General features: G+C 46.9%; 18 protein-coding genes and 2 tRNA genes. 2 read left to right on the top strand and 18 right to left on the bottom strand.

Going from position 1 to position 22,011, the window contains the following annotated elements:
* Positions 1-27 precede the first annotated feature (27 nt).
* The 12 genes from ACZ5V1_RS13505 to ACZ5V1_RS13450 form a co-directional block, all read right to left on the bottom strand.
* Complete coding sequence (locus tag ACZ5V1_RS13505; RefSeq protein WP_464389292.1) at positions 28-666, bottom strand: phosphoribosylanthranilate isomerase; 639 nt, start codon at positions 664-666, stop codon at positions 28-30.
* Between the two features lie 17 nt (positions 667-683).
* Positions 684-1,445 (bottom strand): indole-3-glycerol phosphate synthase TrpC, encoded by a 762-nt coding sequence (locus tag ACZ5V1_RS13500; RefSeq protein WP_464389291.1) that lies wholly within the window; start codon positions 1,443-1,445, stop codon positions 684-686.
* A complete protein-coding gene (gene trpD / locus ACZ5V1_RS13495) occupies positions 1,438-2,451 on the bottom strand; it encodes an anthranilate phosphoribosyltransferase (RefSeq protein ID WP_464389290.1) in 1,014 nt (337 codons plus the stop codon). Before trpD ends, ACZ5V1_RS13500 begins: the two co-directional genes overlap by 8 nt.
* A 376-nt stretch (positions 2,452-2,827) precedes the next feature.
* Positions 2,828-3,421: an anthranilate synthase component II gene (locus ACZ5V1_RS13490; protein WP_464389289.1), complete on the bottom strand. Its 594-nt coding sequence runs from the start codon at positions 3,419-3,421 to the stop codon at positions 2,828-2,830.
* 206 nt (positions 3,422-3,627) lie between these two features.
* The gene (locus ACZ5V1_RS13485) at positions 3,628-5,043 is read right to left on the bottom strand and encodes an anthranilate synthase component I family protein (RefSeq protein WP_464389288.1); all 1,416 of its coding nucleotides are present in this window, start codon (positions 5,041-5,043) and stop codon (positions 3,628-3,630) included.
* A gap of 108 nt (positions 5,044-5,151) precedes the next feature.
* Positions 5,152-5,943, bottom strand: a complete 792-nt coding sequence (locus tag ACZ5V1_RS13480; RefSeq protein ID WP_464389287.1) for a prephenate dehydrogenase/arogenate dehydrogenase family protein — start codon at positions 5,941-5,943, stop codon at positions 5,152-5,154.
* A complete protein-coding gene (aroA, locus tag ACZ5V1_RS13475; RefSeq protein WP_464389286.1) occupies positions 5,931-7,253 on the bottom strand; it encodes a 3-phosphoshikimate 1-carboxyvinyltransferase in 1,323 nt (440 codons plus the stop codon). Before aroA ends, ACZ5V1_RS13480 begins: the two co-directional genes overlap by 13 nt.
* 25 nt (positions 7,254-7,278) lie before the next feature.
* Positions 7,279-8,472 carry a prephenate dehydratase gene (pheA, locus tag ACZ5V1_RS13470; protein ID WP_464389285.1) on the bottom strand — a complete coding sequence of 398 codons (1,194 nt, stop codon included), beginning with the start codon at positions 8,470-8,472 and terminating at the stop codon, positions 7,279-7,281.
* 1 nt (position 8,473) lies between these two features.
* Positions 8,474-9,445 (bottom strand): 3-dehydroquinate synthase II family protein, encoded by a 972-nt coding sequence (locus ACZ5V1_RS13465; RefSeq protein WP_464389284.1) that lies wholly within the window; start codon positions 9,443-9,445, stop codon positions 8,474-8,476.
* A gap of 25 nt (positions 9,446-9,470) precedes the next feature.
* Positions 9,471-10,271 (bottom strand): 2-amino-3,7-dideoxy-D-threo-hept-6-ulosonate synthase, encoded by an 801-nt coding sequence (locus tag ACZ5V1_RS13460; RefSeq protein ID WP_464389283.1) that lies wholly within the window; start codon positions 10,269-10,271, stop codon positions 9,471-9,473.
* Between the two features lie 992 nt (positions 10,272-11,263).
* Complete coding sequence (locus ACZ5V1_RS13455; RefSeq protein ID WP_464389282.1) at positions 11,264-11,773, bottom strand: nitroreductase family protein; 510 nt, start codon at positions 11,771-11,773, stop codon at positions 11,264-11,266.
* A 58-nt stretch (positions 11,774-11,831) separates the two neighbouring features.
* Positions 11,832-12,335: a lactoylglutathione lyase family protein gene (locus ACZ5V1_RS13450; RefSeq protein WP_464389281.1), complete on the bottom strand. Its 504-nt coding sequence runs from the start codon at positions 12,333-12,335 to the stop codon at positions 11,832-11,834.
* A gap of 144 nt (positions 12,336-12,479) precedes the next feature.
* Here ACZ5V1_RS13450 and ACZ5V1_RS13445 point away from each other — a divergent pair, with 144 nt between their 5' ends.
* Both ACZ5V1_RS13445 and ACZ5V1_RS13440 read left to right on the top strand, forming a co-directional pair.
* Positions 12,480-12,830 (top strand): winged helix-turn-helix transcriptional regulator, encoded by a 351-nt coding sequence (locus ACZ5V1_RS13445; RefSeq protein ID WP_373794334.1) that lies wholly within the window; start codon positions 12,480-12,482, stop codon positions 12,828-12,830.
* A 127-nt stretch (positions 12,831-12,957) separates the two neighbouring features.
* On the top strand, positions 12,958-14,358 hold the full coding sequence (locus ACZ5V1_RS13440) for a class II fumarate hydratase (protein WP_464389280.1): 1,401 nt from the start codon (positions 12,958-12,960) through the stop codon (positions 14,356-14,358).
* Positions 14,359-14,553: 195 nt separating this feature from the next.
* On the opposite strand, the gene ACZ5V1_RS13435 is transcribed toward ACZ5V1_RS13440, so the two are convergent.
* The 6 genes from ACZ5V1_RS13435 to ACZ5V1_RS13410 form a co-directional block, all read right to left on the bottom strand.
* Positions 14,554-14,629: transfer RNA gene (locus ACZ5V1_RS13435), tRNA-Phe, on the bottom strand.
* Between the two features lie 74 nt (positions 14,630-14,703).
* Positions 14,704-14,779: transfer RNA gene (locus ACZ5V1_RS13430), tRNA-Phe, on the bottom strand.
* Positions 14,780-14,925: 146 nt separating this feature from the next.
* Entirely contained in the window at positions 14,926-16,992 is a 2,067-nt protein-coding gene (locus tag ACZ5V1_RS13425) for an HD-GYP domain-containing protein (protein WP_464389279.1), read from the bottom strand.
* A gap of 14 nt (positions 16,993-17,006) precedes the next feature.
* A complete protein-coding gene (locus ACZ5V1_RS13420) occupies positions 17,007-17,522 on the bottom strand; it encodes a transglutaminase-like cysteine peptidase (protein ID WP_464389278.1) in 516 nt (171 codons plus the stop codon).
* 351 nt (positions 17,523-17,873) lie between these two features.
* Positions 17,874-19,202: an HlyD family type I secretion periplasmic adaptor subunit gene (locus tag ACZ5V1_RS13415; protein WP_464389277.1), complete on the bottom strand. Its 1,329-nt coding sequence runs from the start codon at positions 19,200-19,202 to the stop codon at positions 17,874-17,876.
* 12 nt (positions 19,203-19,214) lie between these two features.
* Complete coding sequence (locus ACZ5V1_RS13410; protein WP_464389276.1) at positions 19,215-21,557, bottom strand: type I secretion system permease/ATPase; 2,343 nt, start codon at positions 21,555-21,557, stop codon at positions 19,215-19,217.
* Positions 21,558-22,011: the final 454 nt, after the last annotated feature.

Raw genomic sequence — 22,011 nt, 5'->3', positions numbered from 1 at the left:
CAGCCTTACGCCAAAGGCTGCTAAAATTTATGGTAAAATGGGGGCGATGAGCGCCTCCATAACGATTCGCAGTTTTTCCGGATCTTTTTTGCCCGGTTCAGATTCTACACCTGAATTTAGATCGATGCCACAGGGGGCGCACCCTGTGATCACTTCTCTTACGTTGTCGGGGCCAATACCGCCTGCGACAAACCATGATTTGTAACCGCGTAATCCGTTAAGGAAACTCCAGTCTTGTGTTTTGCCGTGTCCGCCACCGGATGTACCGGCGTCCATAAGGAAAAAGCGGGAGCAACCCATAAACTGTTTCATATCTGCCTCAAGATCTTCCCGCGTTTCGTAGCGGGCAGGCCAAAACACTTTCATCACTTTTTGCTTGCCGACTCTGGCTGCAAACTCTGTGTCTTGATCATTATGAAGCTGAGCAAGGTGCAGTTTAGCGCGCTGCATTATCAGGCGCACTTCGTCTGCTGTCTGGTGCGTAAACACACCAACACGCATGACGTTTTCTGTCTCAATGGCTTTGACTTTTTCCACTGTCATAGCTCTGGGGCTCTTTTTATCGAAAATAAATCCGATTAAATCTGCACCCAGTTCGATGCATAAATCAGCATCTTGCTGTGTGGTAATGCCACATACTTTCACAAAGGATTCTTTGTGCGCCATTAATGCTCTCCTTGAGGTTATTCTAATAGCCGGTTAAGCGCCTTCTGAGGGTCTCCACCCTGCATAAGCGCTGTGCCGACCAGCATCGCATCGTATCCCGCCGTTTCAACTTGGCGTCGTTGTTCGGGTGACGAAATACCGCTGGCCGCGATCCATACTTCGGCAGTTCTGCGGTGAGGAATCATTCTCTCGCATATTGCAAGGTCAGTTTCCAATGTAGCTAGGTTTCTATTGTTTACCTGAATTATTGTAGCATTAGCAAGCCTTGCAAGAACAAGATCCGCATGATTAAACACCTCTACAACACTTTCAATTCCAAATGATTCGCCAAGTTCAATCAATTCAATAAGTTCTGATGGTGAATTGAACATGCGTGCAATGAGTAATTGAGCGGATGCAGGAGTGGAAGCAGTCTCAATTACCTGCAAGGGGTGTACAATAAAATCTTTGCGCAACATTGGTAAACCTACAAACTGCATTCGCTCTAAGAATTCAAGTTTACCCTTAAAGTATTTTTCTTCAGTTAGCACGGAAAGAGCTGTTGCTCCTGCTTTTGCATATTGCTCCGCTACATCTTCAGGAGAAAGATGTGGTGCAATATCGCCACGCGATGGTGACGCACGTTTGTATTCTGCAATGCACGCCATTTTGTTTGCACACAATGTTGCAGCAAACGGAATACGTTCACCTTTGTAGGCTGTTGGCAGCGTGTCGTTCTTTTTTTGTTGAACAAGTCGCGCAATTTCATCATGTTTCGCTGCAAGAAACTTATTAAGCATGGAGGACTTTCCTTCCGACTCCTGCTGCAACGGCTTCACTTGCGCGTTCCATACAGGTCTTAAGTGGTTCATTAGTAATAAGGTGCAATGCCATGCCCGTATTCAATGCCAGCATATCAAGCATAGCTTTTGGGCCTTTTCCTTCTAGTAAGTCGCGCAGAACAGCCAAGCCTTCCTCTTTGCCCTGAACAGCCAGATCTTCTTCTGCACACGGTTCAAAGCCAAATTCGGCAGGATCAAGTTCCGTCTGACGAGTGGTGCCGTTTTCAACAAAAATTACTTTTGCAACGCCGCTTGTGGTCAATTCATCATATCCACCCGCGCCATGCACAACCGCAGCACGTTCAACTCCCGCCTGTGATAATACTTCCGCCATAATTTCCATAAACTCAGGCTTAGCAACGCCAAGAAGCATATGTGTTGGACGGGCAGGGTTAAGCAATGGCCCCAAAAGATTAAAGAGCGTGCGGTATCCAAGTTCCTGACGAACCGGCATCACGTGCTTGAACGCAGGATGATAATCCGGTGCAAACAAAAATGCGAAGCTGCGCTTTTCAAGTTCAGCCGGAATTTCTTCTGGAAGCAATCGAAGTGGCAAGCCCAGCCCTTCAACAGCATCAGCGCTGCCACAAGAAGAAGAAACAGCGCGGTTGCCGTGCTTAGTAACTGTGAAGCCCATTCCCGCAAGGGTAAGAGCGGTAGCAGTAGAGCAGTTAAATGAATTTTTACCGTCGCCGCCTGTACCAACCAAGTCGATAGTTGCACCTTCAATAGGCTCGACCGGCTTAGCGCGTTCTAAACAGACACGCACAGCGGCGTGAATTTCTTCTGCTGTTTCGCCTTTCTGACGCAGTCCCATCAACAAAGAACCAGCCTGACCGGACGTCATGTTGCCGTCCATCAGTTTGGTAAAGACGCAGTGCGCCACCTCTTCGGTTAAGTGCTGGCCTTCCGCAAGGCGTTCTAAAATATCTGCCGTATTCATCTCATTGTTCCTTTTCGTCATTGTGTTGTGCCTCCAGTGTGTCTGCGACGCTTTTTGCTTTTGGTGACCATGGTTGTCTCCGACGGCGCTTGCCAGCGGGCTGCCTTTGGCGAGTCTACGACGTTTGCCTCCGGCGGCTTAAGAACCTCGCTCTGCTGTCTTTATCCGTAGAACTTGAAGACTCGTTAACGGCTAAAACTTGCAAGAGGTTCTTAAGAATCTCTAGAAACCTTTATTAGGCGAGGAGCGTACGTTATATTTGCTCTCTCGCGGCTTAAAAGTTGCTGACTTGGAGTGTCAGGGAAGAGCGTCCGCTGGGTGGCTACTTCCTGTTGTATGAGGAATTCTTGTGTTGGAAAGAATCCCTCAGCGTTACAGACCGGTTTGTGCGAGGAGATTATGAGTTTTTAGCTGTGATTTTGTCGGGAAAATTTTCCAGCATAGCCTCGCCTTGTGGTGTCAGGATCGATTCGGGATGAAACTGAACACCAACCCAAGGGCGGTCGGCATATTTAATGCTCATAATCTCCTCTTCTCCGTCCGGTGTATGTGTGGAGGACGTTGGAACAAGTAAGTTATCTTTGTTTTTTGTAATAATTAAAGAGTGGTAGCGCGCCACCTGCATAGGGGATTCAAGCCCTTCAAAAAGTCCTTCCCCGTTATGCTCAATGTTTGAATGTTTGCCGTGCATAATGCGTGGAGCAATATCCACTGTGGCACCTGCAAAATGAGCTAGTACCTGATGCCCTAAACAAACACCCAGAACAGGAATTTCCTTTGGAAGCAGAGCCAAAAACTCTAAGCATAATCCTGCATTCTCCGGTTTACCCGGGCCAGGAGAGATGCACACCATCTCTAGTTTTCCGCTTGCTGCTAGTTCTAATAATTCTGGATCATCATTCCGAACTACATGCGGATATCGTCCAGTCTTTTGAAATGCCTGCACCAGATTAAAGGTAAAGGAATCGTAGTTATCGATAAGAAGAAACATGCTATCTCCATTGCCAGTCCGTTCTGTATCCACATGTCGAGCAAGCCGTAATGCTGTATGTGGATGAAACGTCCTCGCAAATAAAAGTTGTATTAACGTCCTATGCCCAAAGGGCAAATAAACTCGCGGTCAAGGGGGCGTCACCCTTGCGGGAGGTGCAGGAGGGTGGAACCCTGCCTGCCCGTCGGAGACCCGCCGGAGGCATTTTAGCGCCCAGCAAATACATCCGCTTGCCCCGTGGCTTTGAGGGTCACTTTGAGCACACGGGCTTTGTTGTGGCATTCTTCCCATTCTTTTTCAGGAACGGAATCATGCACGATGCCCGCGCCGCACTGCCATTGGACAGTGTTGTCTTTGACCCACATGGTACGGATAAGAATACCGGTATCGAGGTTCACGGATTCTTTATCCAGTCCGAGCCAGCCGATGGTACCAGCGTATGCGCCTCTGGCGACTGCTTCTGTTTCTTCAATAATTTCGATAGCGCGAATTTTCGGTGCGCCGCTTACGGTTCCAGCTGGGAATGTTGCACCGAGTACATCGAGTGCGTCGTATCCCTTTTTAAGTTGAGCTTTCACGTATGAGGTCATGTGCATTACGTGGCTGAACCGTTCAACCTGCATAAATTTTTCTACGGACACGGTGCCTGCTTCGGCGATGCGTCCCACGTCGTTTCTTCCAAGATCTACAAGCATGACATGTTCTGCGCGTTCTTTTGGATCAGCGAGCAGGTCTTCTGCCAGTGCTGCATCTTCTGCGTCGGTTGCGCCACGTGGACGAGTTCCGGCGATTGGGCAAACTTCCACGATGTTATCCTGACAACGCACCATGGTTTCCGGTGAAGCACCGATTAGCGTGATGTGTGAAAGACGCATGAAGAACATGTACGGTGACGGGTTAATCTGTCGCAGTCTGCGATAAAGAATAAACGGATCACCTTCGAATGAAGCCTGAAAACGGGTAGAAACTACTACCTGAATGGCTTCGCCTTGCCTGAGTTGTTCCTGCACTTTTTGAACGTTTCGCAGGTATGAAGCTTTGTCCGGTATGGTTGTTACTTCGCCAATGTTCGGTGCTTCCGGTGTGCGTTCAACTGCTGTTCTGTCCATTTTAACGGGCAGATTGTCCGCTAAATTGAGCATGCAGAGTTTGTTGTACAGGTGATCGAAGAGAACAATTGTACCGGGTAGCATGAGGCATGCATCGCTATTTTCCGGCGGTAGAACTTCTTCTAATTTTTTTTCGAACATGCCGATTGTTGTGTATCCGAAGTAGCCAAAGAGACCGCGGGCGATGGCTGGGAGCTCTTTCATATCGCCTTGCGGCTCAATGTGAATGGCTTCCATTACCTTGCGGGCACCCTCGATAAAATCCATTCCTTCGAATTCTTTAAGCTTGTTGAGCCTGCTATCGCGGGAAGCAACTTCGAGTTTGCCGTTTTTGCAGCCAAGGCGAAGGAGCAGGTTAAAGCCGATAACGCTGTATCTGCCGCGTCTTCCATCTACCTCTGCACTTTCAAGAAGGAATCCCTGACTTTTCCCGACGAGTCCTAAGAAGAGGCTTATGGGGGTCTGAATGTCTGCTGCCAACCATTGGCCTGTCTGCTGTAACGTGATTTTCATGGCATTCGTTCTCTCGTTTAGTGTGTTGATAGGGTCATAAAAAAAGCCGCACCTCTAATAAGAAGTGCGGCTTGGTACTTGCGTAAGTACGAAGGGTACAATACGGGGCTATTGATGCACTTCTCCTGAGGAATCCTTAAATCGCCACCAAAGTAGAGCGCGTTCAACAATAACGTTGATGTCGCCACCAGCAGCAATATTCAGGATGGAACGATAGGAGCGCACAGCGTCCTGAGAGCTTGGGTTTGCTTCAAATAAACCTTCAAAGAGTTCTGCATCTTCTGTGATCATTTTTTCGGCAGCTTTCATTCGGCGTTCAAAAGACGGCGTAAGGTACGGCATCACATTGTCCTTACCGGCCAAAAGGGCGAGGTAAGAAACTGATGTGACAAAATTTAAACCTTGGATGAGTGCGGTTGCTTGGTCGTGTTCTTCTGCTGTGGAGCAGAACGGCTCGCAACCTATGCGGGTGAAGAGTTCTTCCACCATGCGTGCAGAGTTTGCATCACAGCCTTCAGACGGCGTGATTGTTACACGCACGTCATCAGCCTTCGGCTCGGGGCCGAAGAGAGGATGTGTCCCCACTACGGGACCGGAGTACGCTTTCTGCATTTGCATCATGGGTTGAACCTTTACGGAAGTAATGTCCGCCAAAATCTGCGGCGGCTTCATGTGCTTGGTAGCACATTTTACAACTTTGTAAAATACCGCTGCTGGGACACAAATTAATACAATTTGTGCATCTGTAATTCCTGCCTGCAACACTTCATCGGTCAAAGGCTGATCTATTTCGGCTACTTCGAGACCAGCCTTGGAAAAACGGGAGCACAACATGGCGCCCATTTTCCCTGTAGCGCCTACAACGGCAATTTTTTTGAGTCTAAAGTCTATCTCCTGCATGGTGATACTTTCTCCCACTCTTCCCAGAAGGTTGGGAAGGATTTAGCAACGCATGCTTTGTTATCAAACTCAATATCACCGAGTGCAAACTGAAGTAGCGCAAGGCTCATAGCCATTCGGTGGTCGTTGTAGGTCGAAAATACAGTACCCGCAGGCGCTGCAATATTTTTTCTATTAGGACGAATGGTGATTCCGTCTTCTGTGACTTCTGTTTCGATACCGGCTTTGCCTAATTCAGCTGCCGGTCCCGCGAGTCTGTCACACTCTTTAATTCGCAAATGCGCTACGTTGCGGATGGTGGTTTCACCTTCTGCATATGCGGCAAGTGCAGCAACTGTAGGCACGAGATCTGGACAGTTGCCCATATCGACATCAACGCCTTTCAGTTTGGATGGATGTACGGTCACGCCGTTATCTTTCCATTCGAGCTTAGCACCCATTTGTTGCAGTATTGTGAACATTGCCTTGTCACCTTGCAAAGAATCTTTACGAAGGTTGGCAATGTGCACAGGTTCTGTTCCAAGGGTACCGGCTGCGAGGAAGTATGATGCGTTAGACCAGTCACCCTCTACAGTGTAGTCGCCGTTGCGGTACATACCCGGCTTAACAATGAAGCGTGTTTTGTTAGGGACGGCGGTTTCAAATGAGCGCCAGTTTTTCTCAATCCACTCGGAGCCTTCCAGTGTTTCTACACGGAAGGTGATGCCGAATAGCTCCATAGCGTCCAAAGTAAGTCCTACGTAAGGCCAGCTCACTGCTTTGTTGCCGACAAGGTTAATTGTCAGGCCACGGGTAGAAGGTGCTGCCAATAGCAGACCGGAAAGGTACTGACTGGATTCTTCCAAAGATATGGAAACTTCGCTTCCTTTCAGTCCATCTGTATCTAAAACAACCGGTGGACAACCTTCTACGCCTTCGTACGTAACTTCTACTTTAAGGCTTGAGAGTGCATTTGCAAGCTCTTTTATAGGTCTTTCATGCATCCGCGGAGCACCGTGAATGCGGAATTTTCCCAAACCTGCTGCAAGTACACCAGTTAGGAGACGGCAGGTTGTTCCGGATTCATGCACATCACAAGAGACAGGTTCAGCCATGCCGCCTGCCGGAGTGCCGCAGCAACCGGTGACGGTATAAACGCCAGCTTCCCGCCGATAGATTTTTGCGCCGCAGTCGTTAAAAATACCGATGGTGCGTGCTAAATCGTCGCTTTCAAGTACGCCGGATACTGTAGAGTCACCTGCTGCCATAGCGGCGCCGATGATCATACGATGGGATACTGATTTAGAAGCTGGGGCGGTGATGGCGATCATGGGTCTGTCTCCAATTGACTAATAATTATTTTTTTTGCTCGTCCGTTGCTGTGGCAATGTCACTGGCTTTAGTGAAGTCCGTGTATTGTCCGGCGGGGTAACTGCCTAGAATACGCAGGGACTGACATTCAGCATGTAACTCTGCAATAAGCTGCTCGTATTCTTCCGTAGAAAGGTCACTTTCGATGTCGACAAAGAAGACGTAACGCCATTTTTCGCCGCGCATCGGACGCGATTCGAGCTTTTTCATGTTCAGCCCTTCACGTGCCATGATGTTGAGCACGTTTGCGAGGGCACCGGGTTTATCCGGTACGGTAAAGAGCAAGGATGTTTTATCCTGTCCTTCTCCGTCGCTCGGCTTGGAGCCGATGATAACGAAGCGAGTCCAGTTGTCCTGCATGTCTTCAATGTGTTCAGCCAAAATGTTCAGCTTCAGCAAATCTGCAAGGCTGCCGTGCCCGATGGCTGCTGCGCCTTCTTCTTCCTGAACTCTACGTGCAGCCGCTGCGGTGCTCTCTGTCGGGATGATGCGCGCATTTGGTAATGTTGAGCGCAGCCAGTGTGAGCATTGTCCCAGCGGTTGTGGGTGCGAGTACACGGTGTGAATATCTGCGAGCAGTTTTTCACGGGTAAGCAAGCTATGGCTGATGCGGCAGAAAAGCTCTGCCTCTATATAAAGGTTATGCTCCATAAAAAGATCAAGACTTTGTCCCACTGAGCCGTGCAAAGAATTTTCAAGCGGGATAACTCCCAGCTCACATTCATTGTTAGCTACAGCGCGGAATACAGCATTAAGGTCTTTTTGTGGTGTATAATCTACAGAACGACCCAGAAATTCAATTCCGGCAAAATAGGAAAAGGTACCTTCCGGCCCGAGGTAAGCAACTCGCTGAGGACGCTGCAAAGCACGGGAGGAGGAGAAAATTTCGCGGTAGATAAAGCGTAGATGCTCAATAGGAATGGGCCCGTCGTTGTTTGAACGAAGATTGTCGAGCACTTCCTTTTCGCGAAACGGCTTAAATACTACATCTTGTTTGCCGCGTTTCAGCTTACCCACTTCGAGGGAAAGAGAAGCACGGCGATTGAGTAAATCAAGGAGCTCAATGTCTGTAGCGTCGATTTCACTGCGAACCTCTTTGAGACGCGGCAGATTGTCTACGCTGGTATCAGTATCGGCACCTGTATTGTCAGGTGTGTCTGCTTTCTTTTGTTCAGACATGCTAGCCTTCCTTGATCTCTTCTTCGATACGCATGCCGAAATGACGGCCTGCAATGTCGGTACGAACGAGAATTTCGTCACCTTTCTTCAAATTAACAACACTGATCGGGGTACCTTTTGTGTCGACCACGCGGATAGTTTCTGCATTTTGCAGGAACACTGCGCCTTCGACACCATTTACTTCAGCTTTAATCAGCAGCATAGGACGAACTTCTGTTTTGCAACGTCCTACGATTGCGATGGAAGTGGAACCGTCGTGGTTAACGATGAGCACTTCGTCGCCGGAAGAAAGTTCTTCAAGGTATGTTGTTTTATCGTGCGGCAACTGTGTATATGCGTGCACAGCTCCTGCATTAATACGAAACGGGCGGGCAGCCACGTATTCGTTATTCTCGGTTTCAGCATGGACGAGGAAGGTAAAGGCAGAAGAATTCCCGACGAGCATACCCTGACCTCTTTTGAGGACGGAGAGTGTATCAACACAAACTCGGTGGCCTAAGCCGGATGAGCGAACTTCTGTGACAGTTGCCGGAACAAGATCCAGCGTTCCCATGGAGAGTTTGCACTGCGCTACAATCTGCTTCAATTGAGTAACTCCATCTGCAGTGACAACCACGCCTTCTACGCCTCTTTCAAGGATGCCGAAAGCAAGGTGCGCTTCTTCTGTTGTGTTGGCTTCAACCAGCACGTTATCAGACTGCGCTAATAAATTTTCAATCGGGATAATTTCCCATCCGTGACCGATAATGACTTGCTCGCCTTTTTTCAGACGGTCTGCTGCCTCTTCTTCAACACTTTTTTCAGTAAGCGTAATGACAGGCATAGACTCAGCTGCGAGCACGGTGCAGCGGGATAGACTGGCTACTCCGGCCATATGTTTTTCCGGTACGATAACGCCGTCGACGCCTGATTCCAGAGCGAGGGTGACGTGATCTTTATTGAACGGTACGCTTGCGAAGAGAACTTTTTTCATTTTACTAAGTCCGGATAAATTCGGGTTAATCGTTTCCTACGAGTTCCATTGCCTGCTCAACATCCCAGTCTTCATGCACTACGCCGCGAAGCGCTTTAACGAGCATTGCACTGTTTTTGTGCTGGAAGACGTTACGACCAACTGAAAGACCGGCACCGCCAGCGCGAACAGAGTCGTGAACCATGGTGATGAATTCGCGAGTGGAGTTCATTTTTTCGCCACCGGCAATAACAACCGGAACACAACATGCGTCTACAACCTGTGAGAAAGAATCGATATCGCCAGGGTAGGAAACTTTTACGAGATCTGCGCCTAATTCTACAGCAACACGGGCACAGTGGGCTACGTTTTTAACGTCGAATGGATTATGAATATGCTGGCCTCGTGCGTACATCATTGCGAGAAGCGGGATGCCCCAATCGTTAGCAATGGCGGACACTCTGCCGAGGTCTGACAGCATTTGACTTTCTGTTTCGTCACCGAGGTTAACGTGAACAGATACACCGTCTGCACCGTGCTTGATAGCATCTTCAACGGTTGCAGTGAGTGTTTTAGCGTTTGGTGAGGGAGCAAGTGAAGTTGAACTTGAGAGGTGGACGATAAGTCCAACGTCACGTCCGCCTGCGCGGTGACCACAACGAACAAGACCTTTGTGCATCAGTACGGCATCTGCGCCACCTTCTGCAATGTTGCTGACTGCTTTTCGCATGTCTACAAGTCCGTCGATCGGGCCAACAGAAACACCGTGGTCCATAGGAACAATAATTGTTCGACCGGTGACTCTGTTAATAATGCGCTCCATGCGGATCTTCTTGCCAATTTCCATCGTATTCTCCTTAGCGTGTACTTTGAAAGCAATCACCCTGTAAGTACGAATGCATTGTTGTTAGCATTATGCAGCAAAAAACTATTTTTGTTTTGCTTGCCCGATCTTTTATCAATCTTTGGGCGTTTGGCATAGTTGCTAAATGTGCATTTTCTTAACAAGTTGCTTCAGTTGTTCCGGATTAGTCCGCTACAGCTTGCGCATAAAAAAAAGAGCCGCAGGCTGTATGCCCGCGGCTCTAAGTTTTCTAGTTGGTGTCGAATCGTTCGTTTACACGAAGGCACCAGAAAACCGGCCACGGGCTTTGCCATAGCTAAAGAAGAACCAAAAATAAAAATTGGTTTCAATATGAGCTGGGTTGGCAAAGATTGCGTTCATGGCGTTTCTGATTCCTTTACAAGTTTGTTAAATTCGATGCTGAAGGATAGATACGAGAGGCGTTTTCTGTCAATACGAAATTTAAATTTTGTGGTATATAAGTCAAAAGTCGTATGTAATTGTCTAGAATTACATGATATAAAATCGCCTAAGTAATAAGCGATGTGTTTTTTTCCTCTTTTTAGAGGAATCTGTGCGGGTTGCCTCCGGCGGACAGGGGTGCGACCCCTTGCATCCTCGCAAGGGAGCACTGCCCCCCTTGACCCCGATTAGGCCATGTATTTTTGATCAGACCACAAAATTTTTCCCAAAGATTATTGTTCATAAGATCATAAACCGCGATGTGGTGTTTGTAACATCACTCCGCCAACAAAAATCTTATGAATAAAGGGCTTGGGATAATTTTTTCCTCAAGTAGTAGAAGATTGAAGCTAGAAATAAAAAGGCTGTCCTGATATCCAGAACAGCCTCTAATGGTAGGAATGCATAAGCCGCGAGGTGTGTTCGTATAAAGAACGACCTCGCGAATAAAAGTTTTTGAAGGGGGTCTGGGGGAAACTTTTTTCAAAAAGTTTCAGCCCAGCCGCCGGAGGCACATTTCTTTGCTTCCTGTGCTACCAACCGTTTTTATGAACACGAGAAGCGTCGAATCTGTCTTGAGGCTTGAGATTCTGGTCAGGATGCCCAAGCACGATGACAGCAAGAGGTACTGCGTTTTCCGGTGCTTTTACTAGTACACGTGCTGCATCTACACGATCTTCTTCTGGCCATAGCCCGCACCATACTGCGCCGAGTCCTTCGCTGTGTGCTGCAAGAAGCAGGTTTTGGATAGCTGCGGAACAATCGAGCATCCAGTTGCCTGGATATTTTTCCAAATTCCGGTCGCCGAGTACCATAATGGCCAACGGAGCTTTTGCAGCCATACCGATGTACGGGCTGAGTTTGGCGGTTTTTTCAAGCTGTGCTTTGTCGTCTATTACAATGAACTGCCAAGGCTGTTCGTTACCGGCGCTTGGAGCTGCCATGGCGGCTTTAAGCATGGTATCAATTTTTTCTTCGCTGACTGGCTCAGCTGTGAATTTGCGAATAGAGCGACGGTTGGCAATGGCTTCAAGTACGTTCATGTTCTCTCCTGAAGATTCTGTTGTGTTAGTTTTGAGGGAGGATTGTGCCACAGGTTTGCTACAGTTTGTCCTGATATGCACCTGCGGAATAAGTAAGCTCGTAACTGTGGCTGTAAATTTCTACCAAGTTGCCGAACGGATCTTCGCAGTACACCATGCGGTACGGTTTTTCACCCGGGTAGTATTCGCGTACAGGCATGCGTTGTTTCCCGCCGTGCTCTACAATTTTTTCGGCAAGCCCTTCAACATCAGGGTCTTGAACGCAGTAATGGAAAATGCCTGATTTCCAGTACTCAAAATTATTTTCGCGGCGTTCTGCATTCGGGAATTCAAAAATTTCCACACCAATTTTGTCACCTGTGGAAAGATGGGCAATTTTAAAGCTGCCCCAGCCTTTGCCGAAAACATCGTTACACATGATCCCGATGGCGGATTCATCCTGTTTAATTTCGGTTGGCGGCATAATAAGGTACCAACCCATAACTTTTGTATAAAATTCAACTGCCTTTTCAAGGTCTGTTACGCTAAGCCCTATATGCGAAAAATTTCTTGGATATGTCATGAGTGATCTCCTCGTGCTTTCATTTTGCTTCACGCATGAAATATAACCTGTTATTTTTTCGGTACAAGAAGGCACTTTTTTCTCTTATGCATACCTTTTGGTAAGTTTTATTGGTACTAGCGTATTTCAAGGAATATATTTTTTATGATTAAATGGAACGGGAAAGAATATCGGTGTCCTGTTGAAGTGGGCATGGATGTTATCAGCGGTAAATGGAAAAGTCTTATTCTCTGGCATCTGCACGAAGGGGATAAGCGATATAAGGAACTGGAGCGTATTGTTCCGGGTGTGAGTCAAAAGATGCTGACGCAGCAACTGAAAGAAATGGAGCGAGATGGATTACTCATTCGCACCGTTTATCCCGAGGTTCCACCGCGCGTTGAATATGCACTTACTCCGTTAGGGCACAGCGCTTTTCCCATTTTAAAGATGATGCATGACTGGGCAATTGATGAGTTGGGCTGCGAGCATGCATGCACTCGTAGTTCTGATTAAAAGATATATTGCACTATGCTGCGCTGTGAGTTTTGTCTTGTAAGAAAGTCGGGCAGGGCACGCACAAAGCCCGTTTGGGTCAGTAGGTACGGCTTCGCAGCATGTAACGTTTGATCTGGGAGTAATCATGAAGCAAGGCATCCGGATAGAATCTGATTCAATGGGCAATATTGAAGTGCCTGACGATTGTTACTGGGGCGCACAGACGCAGCGTTCGTTGCATCATTTTTCTATCGGCGCAGAGCGGATTCCGCTTGAAGTTATTATCGCGCTTGCTCATATCAAGAAAGCAGCAGCACATGCCAATGTAGAAATTGGTGTGCTTTCGGAAGATGTGGGGCAGCTCATTATTGACGTGGCTGATGAGATTTGCAACGGCGGGCATGATGGTCAATTTCCGCTTCATGTGTGGCAAACGGGTAGCGGCACGCAGACAAATATGAATGTAAACGAGGTAATTGCCAACCGTGCTAATGAAATAGCTGGCAGTCCTTTAGGGAGTAAAACCCCTGTGCATCCTAATGATCATGTGAACCGCTCGCAGTCTTCTAACGATGTTTTTCCAAGCGCTATGAATGTGGCAGCAGCCATTGCCATAGAGTATTATCTTATCCCCTCCATTGAAGCACTGATCAAAGTTTTTACAGAAAAAGCTGCTTTGTGGGCTGATGTGCCTAAGTTGGGGCGCACCCACAGACAAGATGCTGTTCCTATGACCGTAGGGCAGGAGCTTTCTGCCTATGTGTATCAGCTTGAAGCTGATCTTGAGCGGTTGGGGCAGGCGTTGCCGCAGTTGCATACGCTTCCTCTTGGCGGCACAGCAGTCGGAACTGGTTTGAATACTCCGAAAGGCTTTGCAGAGCGTGCCATTGGGCACCTTGCAGAATACATAGGCATTCCGTTCACGCCCATGGAAAATGCATTTGCAGGGTTGTCATCAAGTGATGACATAGTTTCCGCATCTGGTGCTGTACGTACCCTCGCCTGTACTCTTTTAAAAATCGCAAACGACATTGCTTTACTTTCTTCCGGCCCGCGTGCTGGTATTGGTGAATACATTCTACCTGCTAATGAACCGGGTTCCTCAATTATGCCGGGAAAGGTTAATCCTACACAGTGCGAAGCGTTGTCCATGGTGTGCGTGCAGGTGATGGGGCTTGATTCCTCATTGGCTTTTGCAGGCTCACAAGGGGTTATGCAATTGAATGTGTACCGCCCGTTGATGATCTATAATCTTCTTTCTTCAATCCGCTTGATTACAGATTCTACCCGTATGTTCACACAATACGCAGTGGCAGGGCTTGAATTGAACACCAAAAAGATCGAGGACTACTTGTCTTCATCTCTTATGCTTGTAACGGCGCTTACACCGGTTATCGGATATGACAAAGCGGCTGAGGCAGCAAAGAAAGCATACGAGCAGGATAGAACGCTTAAAGACGTTGTTCTTGAAGATGGATTGCTGGACGAGCAGGCATTTGATGATGCTATGAACTATATGCGCATGGCGAAACCGCACGAAGAGTAATTTATTGAACTGAAGAGATACTGAGCGCTGCTCTACCTTAAAGAGAATTGAGGCGGGGGAGCGCTTTTTTGTATGAAGTATGGATGTGTTTTGTGCGCGAGATGTGTGACGCTCACGAAAGTATGTTCTTGATGTGAACATCAAAAATTGGGCGAAAAAAAAGACCCACTATAAAGCGAGTCATAATTTTTCAAGTGGTGCCGCGACACAGAATTGAACTGCGGACACGGGGATTTTCAATCCCCTGCTCTACCAACTGAGCTATCGCGGCACGACGAGGAACTATCTACAGGAAGCTGACATATGATGCAAGTAAAAAAATAACTGCAGCCATCTTCTTGAAGATGGTGCCGCGACACAGAATTGAACTGCGGACACGGGGATTTTCAATCCCCTGCTCTACCAACTGAGCTATCGCGGCACAGGTGGAAGGTTTAGAGAAAGACCGGCGTGTTGGCAAGCATTTTTTTTAAAAAAGTGCATTTTTTTTATAAAAAACCAAAAAGCACGCACGGAACGCTCATCTGCTGTCGTGCAGATGTTTAGAGTTTGCAGTGTAACTGCAAACTACATTGCGTTTACTTCCTTAATAAACTCTTCGCCAAATCTAGTATTAAGCAAACGTTCAAGCGCTGCGATCATTTCCGGATCATAGAAATTCTCCATCTCTTTCAGAATTTCAAATGAATTTTCAACGGACAAAGCAGGTCGATACGCACGAGGTCTGATAAGTGCGCAGAACGTGTTTGTAAGGCCGAGTAATTTTGCCGGAGGAATAATATCTTCACCGTGCAAATGGTCTGGATAGCCGGAGCCGTCCATCTTTTCGTTCATCTGCGTTACGGTCTCTACAACCGGCAGCCCGAATTCAATATTGCTGAGAACTTCTTTTGCATGCAGCGCATGTTTATCCATCTCAATTTTTTCTTCCGGTGTCAGAGCACCCGGTTTCAGCAAAATCTCGCGCGGTACAAAGAGCTTACCAATCTGGGAAAGGTTAGCTGCTGCTTCAATGGTAGAGATTTCTGCGTCAGACATATTTAAGTTACGGGCAAGTTCTATAGAAACTGATTCGAGCATACGGGTATGACCGCCAAGATACGGGTCAATATGCTCAATGGTGCTTGCCAGTGCAGTAATCGTTTGCTGTTCCGCTAGTTTTCGTTGTTCTTCAGCTTCAACAGCGGCGGTAATATCACGGAAAACGGAAACAATGCCGTTAAGCGTGCCTTCCCCGTCGAAGAACGGTGCTTTGGATATCTGCATCACATAGCGTTGTGACTGGAGATAAATTTTCTCTGTAATGTTGATGGACTCTTCAGACAGATTCACAAGCTGGTCAGAGGACGCAAGGCGGTTTGCTGTTGCGTAGCCGAAGACTGCGGTGTCATCTAATCCATGCATTTCTTCAACAGTACGACCAACGGCATTTGCAAATGCCGGGTTCACGTACTGGTATATTCCATCATTATTTTTGAGCGCGATATAATCCGGAATAGTATCGTTGATAGAATCAAGGAACATTTTCTGTTCTTTGATTGTCATTGCGAGTTCGCGGAAGTTATCTGCAACTTTTTTGTTGTCCTGTGAAATGAGCAGCCACCAGAACAGGAAGATAACCAGTGTAAATGCACCGATAGCGAGCAAAGCGATAACAAGAGTTGTCTGGATAGTTGATGTAAGCTCTGCACGAGCGATATCGTAGTCAATTTCTTCAATGACCCACCAGTTGATATTCGGAATTTTGATTCCGAATGAATATCCTTTTGCCGTATTACTCAGGTTTTCACGCAGGGCGAAAGGAAGAATGTCTTCTTCAATCGTGCCGAATGATGAATCTATCTCTAAAATGCCTTCCGGTTGCCAAGGGAGAATGTCCTGCAAGGCACCATTTATCTTTTGTACAAGGTGCGTTGTGTTACCTTGTTCGGCTAGTGGAGAAGCGGAAATAATTTCTGTGATTTTTCCTGAAGCAATCTTCGAAAGCATAAGAACAGAAATAGGCTTGGTGTATTCTCCCTCAAATTCCGGTGGGAAAATAGGCAGGAACATGTCGAAAACAAGCCCGTTGCTGCTATTGCGTACGGTGGAAAAATGAACTTTAGGGGTTTGCAGAACAGCATGCACCATGTCGAGTTGTTCCTGACTAAGGGCAGAAACGTTTGCGTTGGTGGCAATGTAAGTTTGACCGAATCGGTTGATGATTCGACTGTCGGAAAAGCCTGCATAGCTGGAAAACTCTTCGAGCAGATTGCGCATCATAGGTAACTGTTGCGCAAGGGTAGAGTCATCTGCTTGTGACGCTTCTTCTGCGTACAAGCTGCCGATATTATCACCCAGCAAGTTTACTTCTGAAGCAAACAGACGGAACAGGTCGGCATTAATGAGCCTGTCACCTTGTTCAGCCATTGCTTGCAGCCAGTTGTTGATGCTTTCCGAACGCCCTGTTGCCAGCAGCTTCTGTTGCTTTTCAAGGCGAACATTGAGCACTGATTCTTCACTTTTAATGTGAATGAAGCAGAGTAGCGCAGAAATGACAACAATAGCGGAAAGCACAGCGATGCCGAACCATTTTAGACGAGAGCGCTTATCCTGCGTAACGGGAAGCTCATAGTCGTTCGTTTTAGTAGGCATTTTCAGCTCCGGGATCATTTTTTCGGCTTGGAAGCCGGTTGATTTTTTTTCACAGGGATATGTGCCCAACGATTAGTTTCATTTACAGAAAACTGCGGTACATAGTGAGAGAATTTTGAATGCGAGAGTACCAGTTTTGTCTGGTTGTCCAGCACCCATGCATCACCTTTATGGAATACAACCAGCACTGCATGACCAAGACGCCGGATGTTGTCCATAAGAGCGACAATTCGCATGGAGCTTGCGGGTACTCCCAATTCTCGCAATGCATAGTACTTGGCAATTGCATAGTCTTCGCAATCTCCTGATTTTTTAACAAATTCAGGAGGTGATGCCCAGTACTCGCGTTTTCCCCAGTTTTCTTTATCAAGGCGGTATGGCCACTTGTTAAAGTAGGCATTCACCTTGCGTAATTGCTGCATACGTGATGCGGAAACAATTGTGCTTTTAAATTGTTTCCAGCGTTTCCGCTGGTTTTTTCCGGACGTAGGTAGCGAGTTTGAAAGATACAGCTGCTTATGTGCAGCCATTTTATTTACAATACGTTGCCACCGAGCCAACGTTTTATTTTTACCCCTTAATTCCATGGTGCGGAACAGGCGAATGTTTCCTCTTTTGTCTTTTAAGGGACCTGTACTTCGGGAAACTTTTTTTCGTGGTCTCGGCGTTGATTTCTTTACTGGGGGCGGCTTGAACAGCATTCGGAATGCAGATTTCTTCTTTCCTTTAGAAAGAGACGCCCCTTTTGTACTGACAGAAGGTCTGGATCTATTCGTCTTGGATTGTGCAGAAGCTTGCAGGCACTGTGTTGCAAGGAAACAGCAACATACAATACTGACAAGGGTTACACAAAATATTGTCGAACTTTTCCAGTGGTGCAATTACCGTTCTCTCAGAGCGTTTTGTTTTGCCTTTAAAATTGGTTTCAGCAGATAGTCGAGTACAGATTTTTTACCTGTCAAAATATCAACTGAAGTGGTCATACCGGGAATAATTGGCAACTTTTCTCCCCGATACATTATAGTATTGGTTTTTGTGCGCAATTTTACAAGGTAAAAACTCTCGCCACGTTTGTCTTCAATTGTATCAGCACTGATTTGTTCTACGAAACCCTCAAGGCCGCCATAAATAGAAAAGTCATATGCTGTAATTTTGATCATTGCTTTTTGTCCCGGATGCAAAAATGCAATGTCCGCAGGACGCACACGCGCTTCAACTAGCAAAGTGTCATCAAGCGGTACAATTTCCAGAATAGTATCACCCGGTCTAATAACCCCGCCAAGCGTGTTAGCTGCAATCTGCTTAACTGTACCGCGCACAGGTGCACGCAAGTCGGTACGTGTTACACGGTCATGACCGGCAGCCATTGCTTCTCGTAAGGAGCGCATTTCAACGCGGCGCTGGTTAATTTCACGATGTGCTTCGTTTTTAAATTCTGCATAGCGCTGTTTTGTCCGTTCTCCTGCCTCTTCTGCGGCTCTGCGGATACGTGGAATAGCAAGTGACAGTGCTTCAATGTCACCTTGTAGTTGAATTAGGTGCTCTTCAAGCTGAAGGTAATCGATTTTAGGGTAAACTTTTTTCTTCATGAGCGGGCGCGCAATGTCGCGACGCTGCTTTGCAATATTATGACTGGAAATAAGCTGTTTTCGCTTACTGATCATTTCCTGAATCTCTTGATCTCGCTGGAACTGCTGTGAAGCAAGTACGCTGAGTTCACTTTCCAGTTTCATTTTACGTGAGTTATAGATGGAAATCTGATCTTCCACCATCTGTGGTGCTTCTTTTTTCAGGTCTTCAGGATAGGCAAGCGGAGTGTCGTTTGCTTCTGCTGTAAGGCGGATAATCGCTATTTTATGCTCAAGAGACTTTGATTCTGCGTCACGAACAACACTTTCTGCTTGTTCATTGTCGATACGGACAAGAATTTGTCCTTTTTCAACAATCTGGCCTTCGGTTACAAGCAGTTCGCTTAAGATTCCGCCTTCGAGGTTCTGCAATTCCTGAATTTTTCTGGAAGGAACAACTGCGCCCATGCCACGGGTTACTTCATCAAGTACTGCGTAATTTGCCCATACTCCGAACGCGATGAAAACGAGAACAATGAATATAGAAAGGAGATATGCTTTGGGGTGACCGCGATGACGCAGGGCGGCATCAACTTCACTCATGAATTCAATGTCTTCATTTCTAAAACGAGTTTTTTTCATGGTGATAGACTCCTACGCCGCTCTTGTCGGTGCTTTTTTAATCTGATCTTTTTTCAACGCTTCAAGAACTGCCGCTTTAGGGCCATCTGCTACTACTTTCCCGTTATCCATTACTATAAGTCTATCTACAACATCCAGCATACTGAGACGGTGCGTGATGAGAATAAGTGTCTTACCCGGCACGATATGCGCTAGTTTGCGCTTAAAAGTAAGCTCAGAGCCGTTATCCATGTTGGAACTTGGTTCGTCTAAGATAATGATATCCGGATCGGTCAGGAGTGCTCGAGCCAGTGCAATGGATTGGCGCTGACCACCGGATAGTGACATGCCGCGTTCACCCACCTGTAGGCCGAAGCCGGCAGGGCTGGATTGAACAAACTCTGTAACACCGGCAATGGACGCTGCGCGGAGGATGGCATTTTCATCTGCCTGCGGGTTGCCGATGGCAATGTTGTCGCGCACCGAGCCGTAAAATAGATAGTTATCCTGTGATACATAGCCGGTACGGGATCGAAGGTCGGCAATATCCATTTGGCGAATATCAACACCGCCGAGTTTTACTGCGCCTTCCGTAGGGCGGTACAGACCTACGCAGAGTTTGCCGAATGTACTTTTGCCAGATCCCATTCTGCCGATAATGCCTACTCGTTCCCCTTTACGGATTTTCAAGTGAGCATCTTCAAGCGCAAACCGTTCTGCATTTGGATATTTAAAAGCAAGTGAATCAAAGGTGAGTGACGCGTCCAGTTTTTCATAGCTGATACCCGTGTATTCGTCCTGAGATTCTGTAGGCAGCTGCATAATCATATCGAGAGATTTTAGTGCCATGCGTGACTGTTGTAAGCGTGAGAGCATTCCTGCAATCTGGCTAAGCGGCGCCATTGCACGACCGGCGAGGATGTTACAGGCGATAAGACCACCCATGGTTAATTCACCTTCGCTGATACGGTACACACCGAATACAATAATAAAGACTGAAACGGTTTGAGCTGCAAACATGGTGAAGGTCATGGAAAAGTTTGCAAGTCGTTTTGCACGGTTGCTGGAAGCAGCGCTCATGCCGACTACTTTTTCCCACATCTGCTGCATGTGGCCTTCAGCCATACTTGTCTTAACTGTTTCAATGCCGTTAATGATTTCAATAAGCAGGGCGTGTTTTTGCGCACCTTCTTTATAGCCGGATTCAACAGCACGCTGGAACGGGAACTGTAAAATTATACCGACGAGAATTACGATCGGGATAGCAAAGGCGGGAATAAGCGCCATTGGCCCACCGATGAAATGAATGAGCGCGAGGAATATGAACAGGAACGGTAGATCAATGATAGCAAGCAACGTTGTAGAGCTGAAGAATTCACGGAGTGATTCGAATTCTCGCAGGTTGTTCGCCATTGTTCCTGTGGAGTCCGGCTTGTCGTCCAGACGCAACGCCATAATGTGTTGCATAAGCCGAGAAGCGAGGATGATATCAGAGTTCTTCCCTGCGACGTCGCAGAAGTAACTCCGGAGATTGCGGAGTATAAAGTCAAACAGAAGGGCGATACCGATACCGATAGCCAGTACCCAAAGCGTATCAATCGCGTTGTTAGGTACTACCCTGTCATACACGTTCATAAAGAACAGCGGTGAGGCAATAGCAAGCAGGTTGATGATGATGCTTGCAAGCCCGACATGCTTATAAATTGGTAAGAAATATAAAATGGTATCCCAGAACCAGCGTTTTGTTTTTAACAGCTTTAGTTGGCTGGCACGACTGTCGAGACGTCCTTTAATCTGCCCGAAGATTACATAGCCTGCGTATTCTTCCTCGAGCTTCTCATTTAGAACAGAAATCGGCGTGCTGTTCATTTCTGGAAAAATAACTTTTGCGTGTGTTTCTGTCAGGGATGTGAGCACCCCTGCGCCCTTGTTCTTAAGAAGAATAATGCAAGGGAGGGTGAGTGTAGAAATTTCTGCAAGAGAATTACGGCGTACCGCTTTGGCATTCATACCTGCTTGGGTAGCAGCACGCAGGCAGGCTGAGGTGTGCGATTGTGTTCCGTGTTCTGGAAGACCGGCCTTGAGTTGTTCAAGGGTGAGTGGTTTCCCGAGTAAAGAAAAGAGGTGTACCAGAGAGCGCAATAGGGGGGATTCAAAATCCACATCTGACGGCAGTGGGGCATCAACTATTGTTTTAGGTCCTGCGGGAGGCTGCTGGTTTGGTTGTGCAGGGTTGCTGGCGTCGTTTGAGGCGGGCTGTTCAGCTTGTTTGGTTGCAGGCTGTTGAGCTTCTTCTTTCGAAGATCTCCCTGTGTCGTCCGGTTCGGATTTAGCAGTAGCTTCCGGCACAGGCTGTTTATGATTAGAATCAGGCATGAGCGCTCCCTATATTCATACTTCCATTGTTGATAACAAGGAAATACTAATAACGTGTAGTAATGTATCTAATATTTTCCCACAAAATTTTGAAAAAGTATACACGAGACAATGCTATTAACTCTACGTGAGCCGCGTGTTATCGCGTGTGACTATCACTCGATATGACATGTAAAGAGATGTAAGATAATAATATGTTAGCGCGAAAAATCTAGTTAGGAGAGAGCTGGTGTTTATTCAATCAGTTACATGAAAATTAGTACGAATGCCGAACCTATCGTAGCACATAAGACATGTTAAAGGTTGTTTTTTCCGTAAATTTTCATATGAGATATTGTATATCATACTAAGTTGTTAAAACCATATTGTTTTAAACATATCAGATGAAGGAAGCTATTTCCGCGGATTACAAATGTTTTGATAGGATTGCGGATAGTGTAAAAACTGTTTTTTC

Source organism: Halodesulfovibrio oceani subsp. galateae (genome assembly GCF_055397225.1).
Note: the sequence above shows the minus strand (reverse complement) of the source record. Positions and strands in the feature narration are given on the sequence as shown.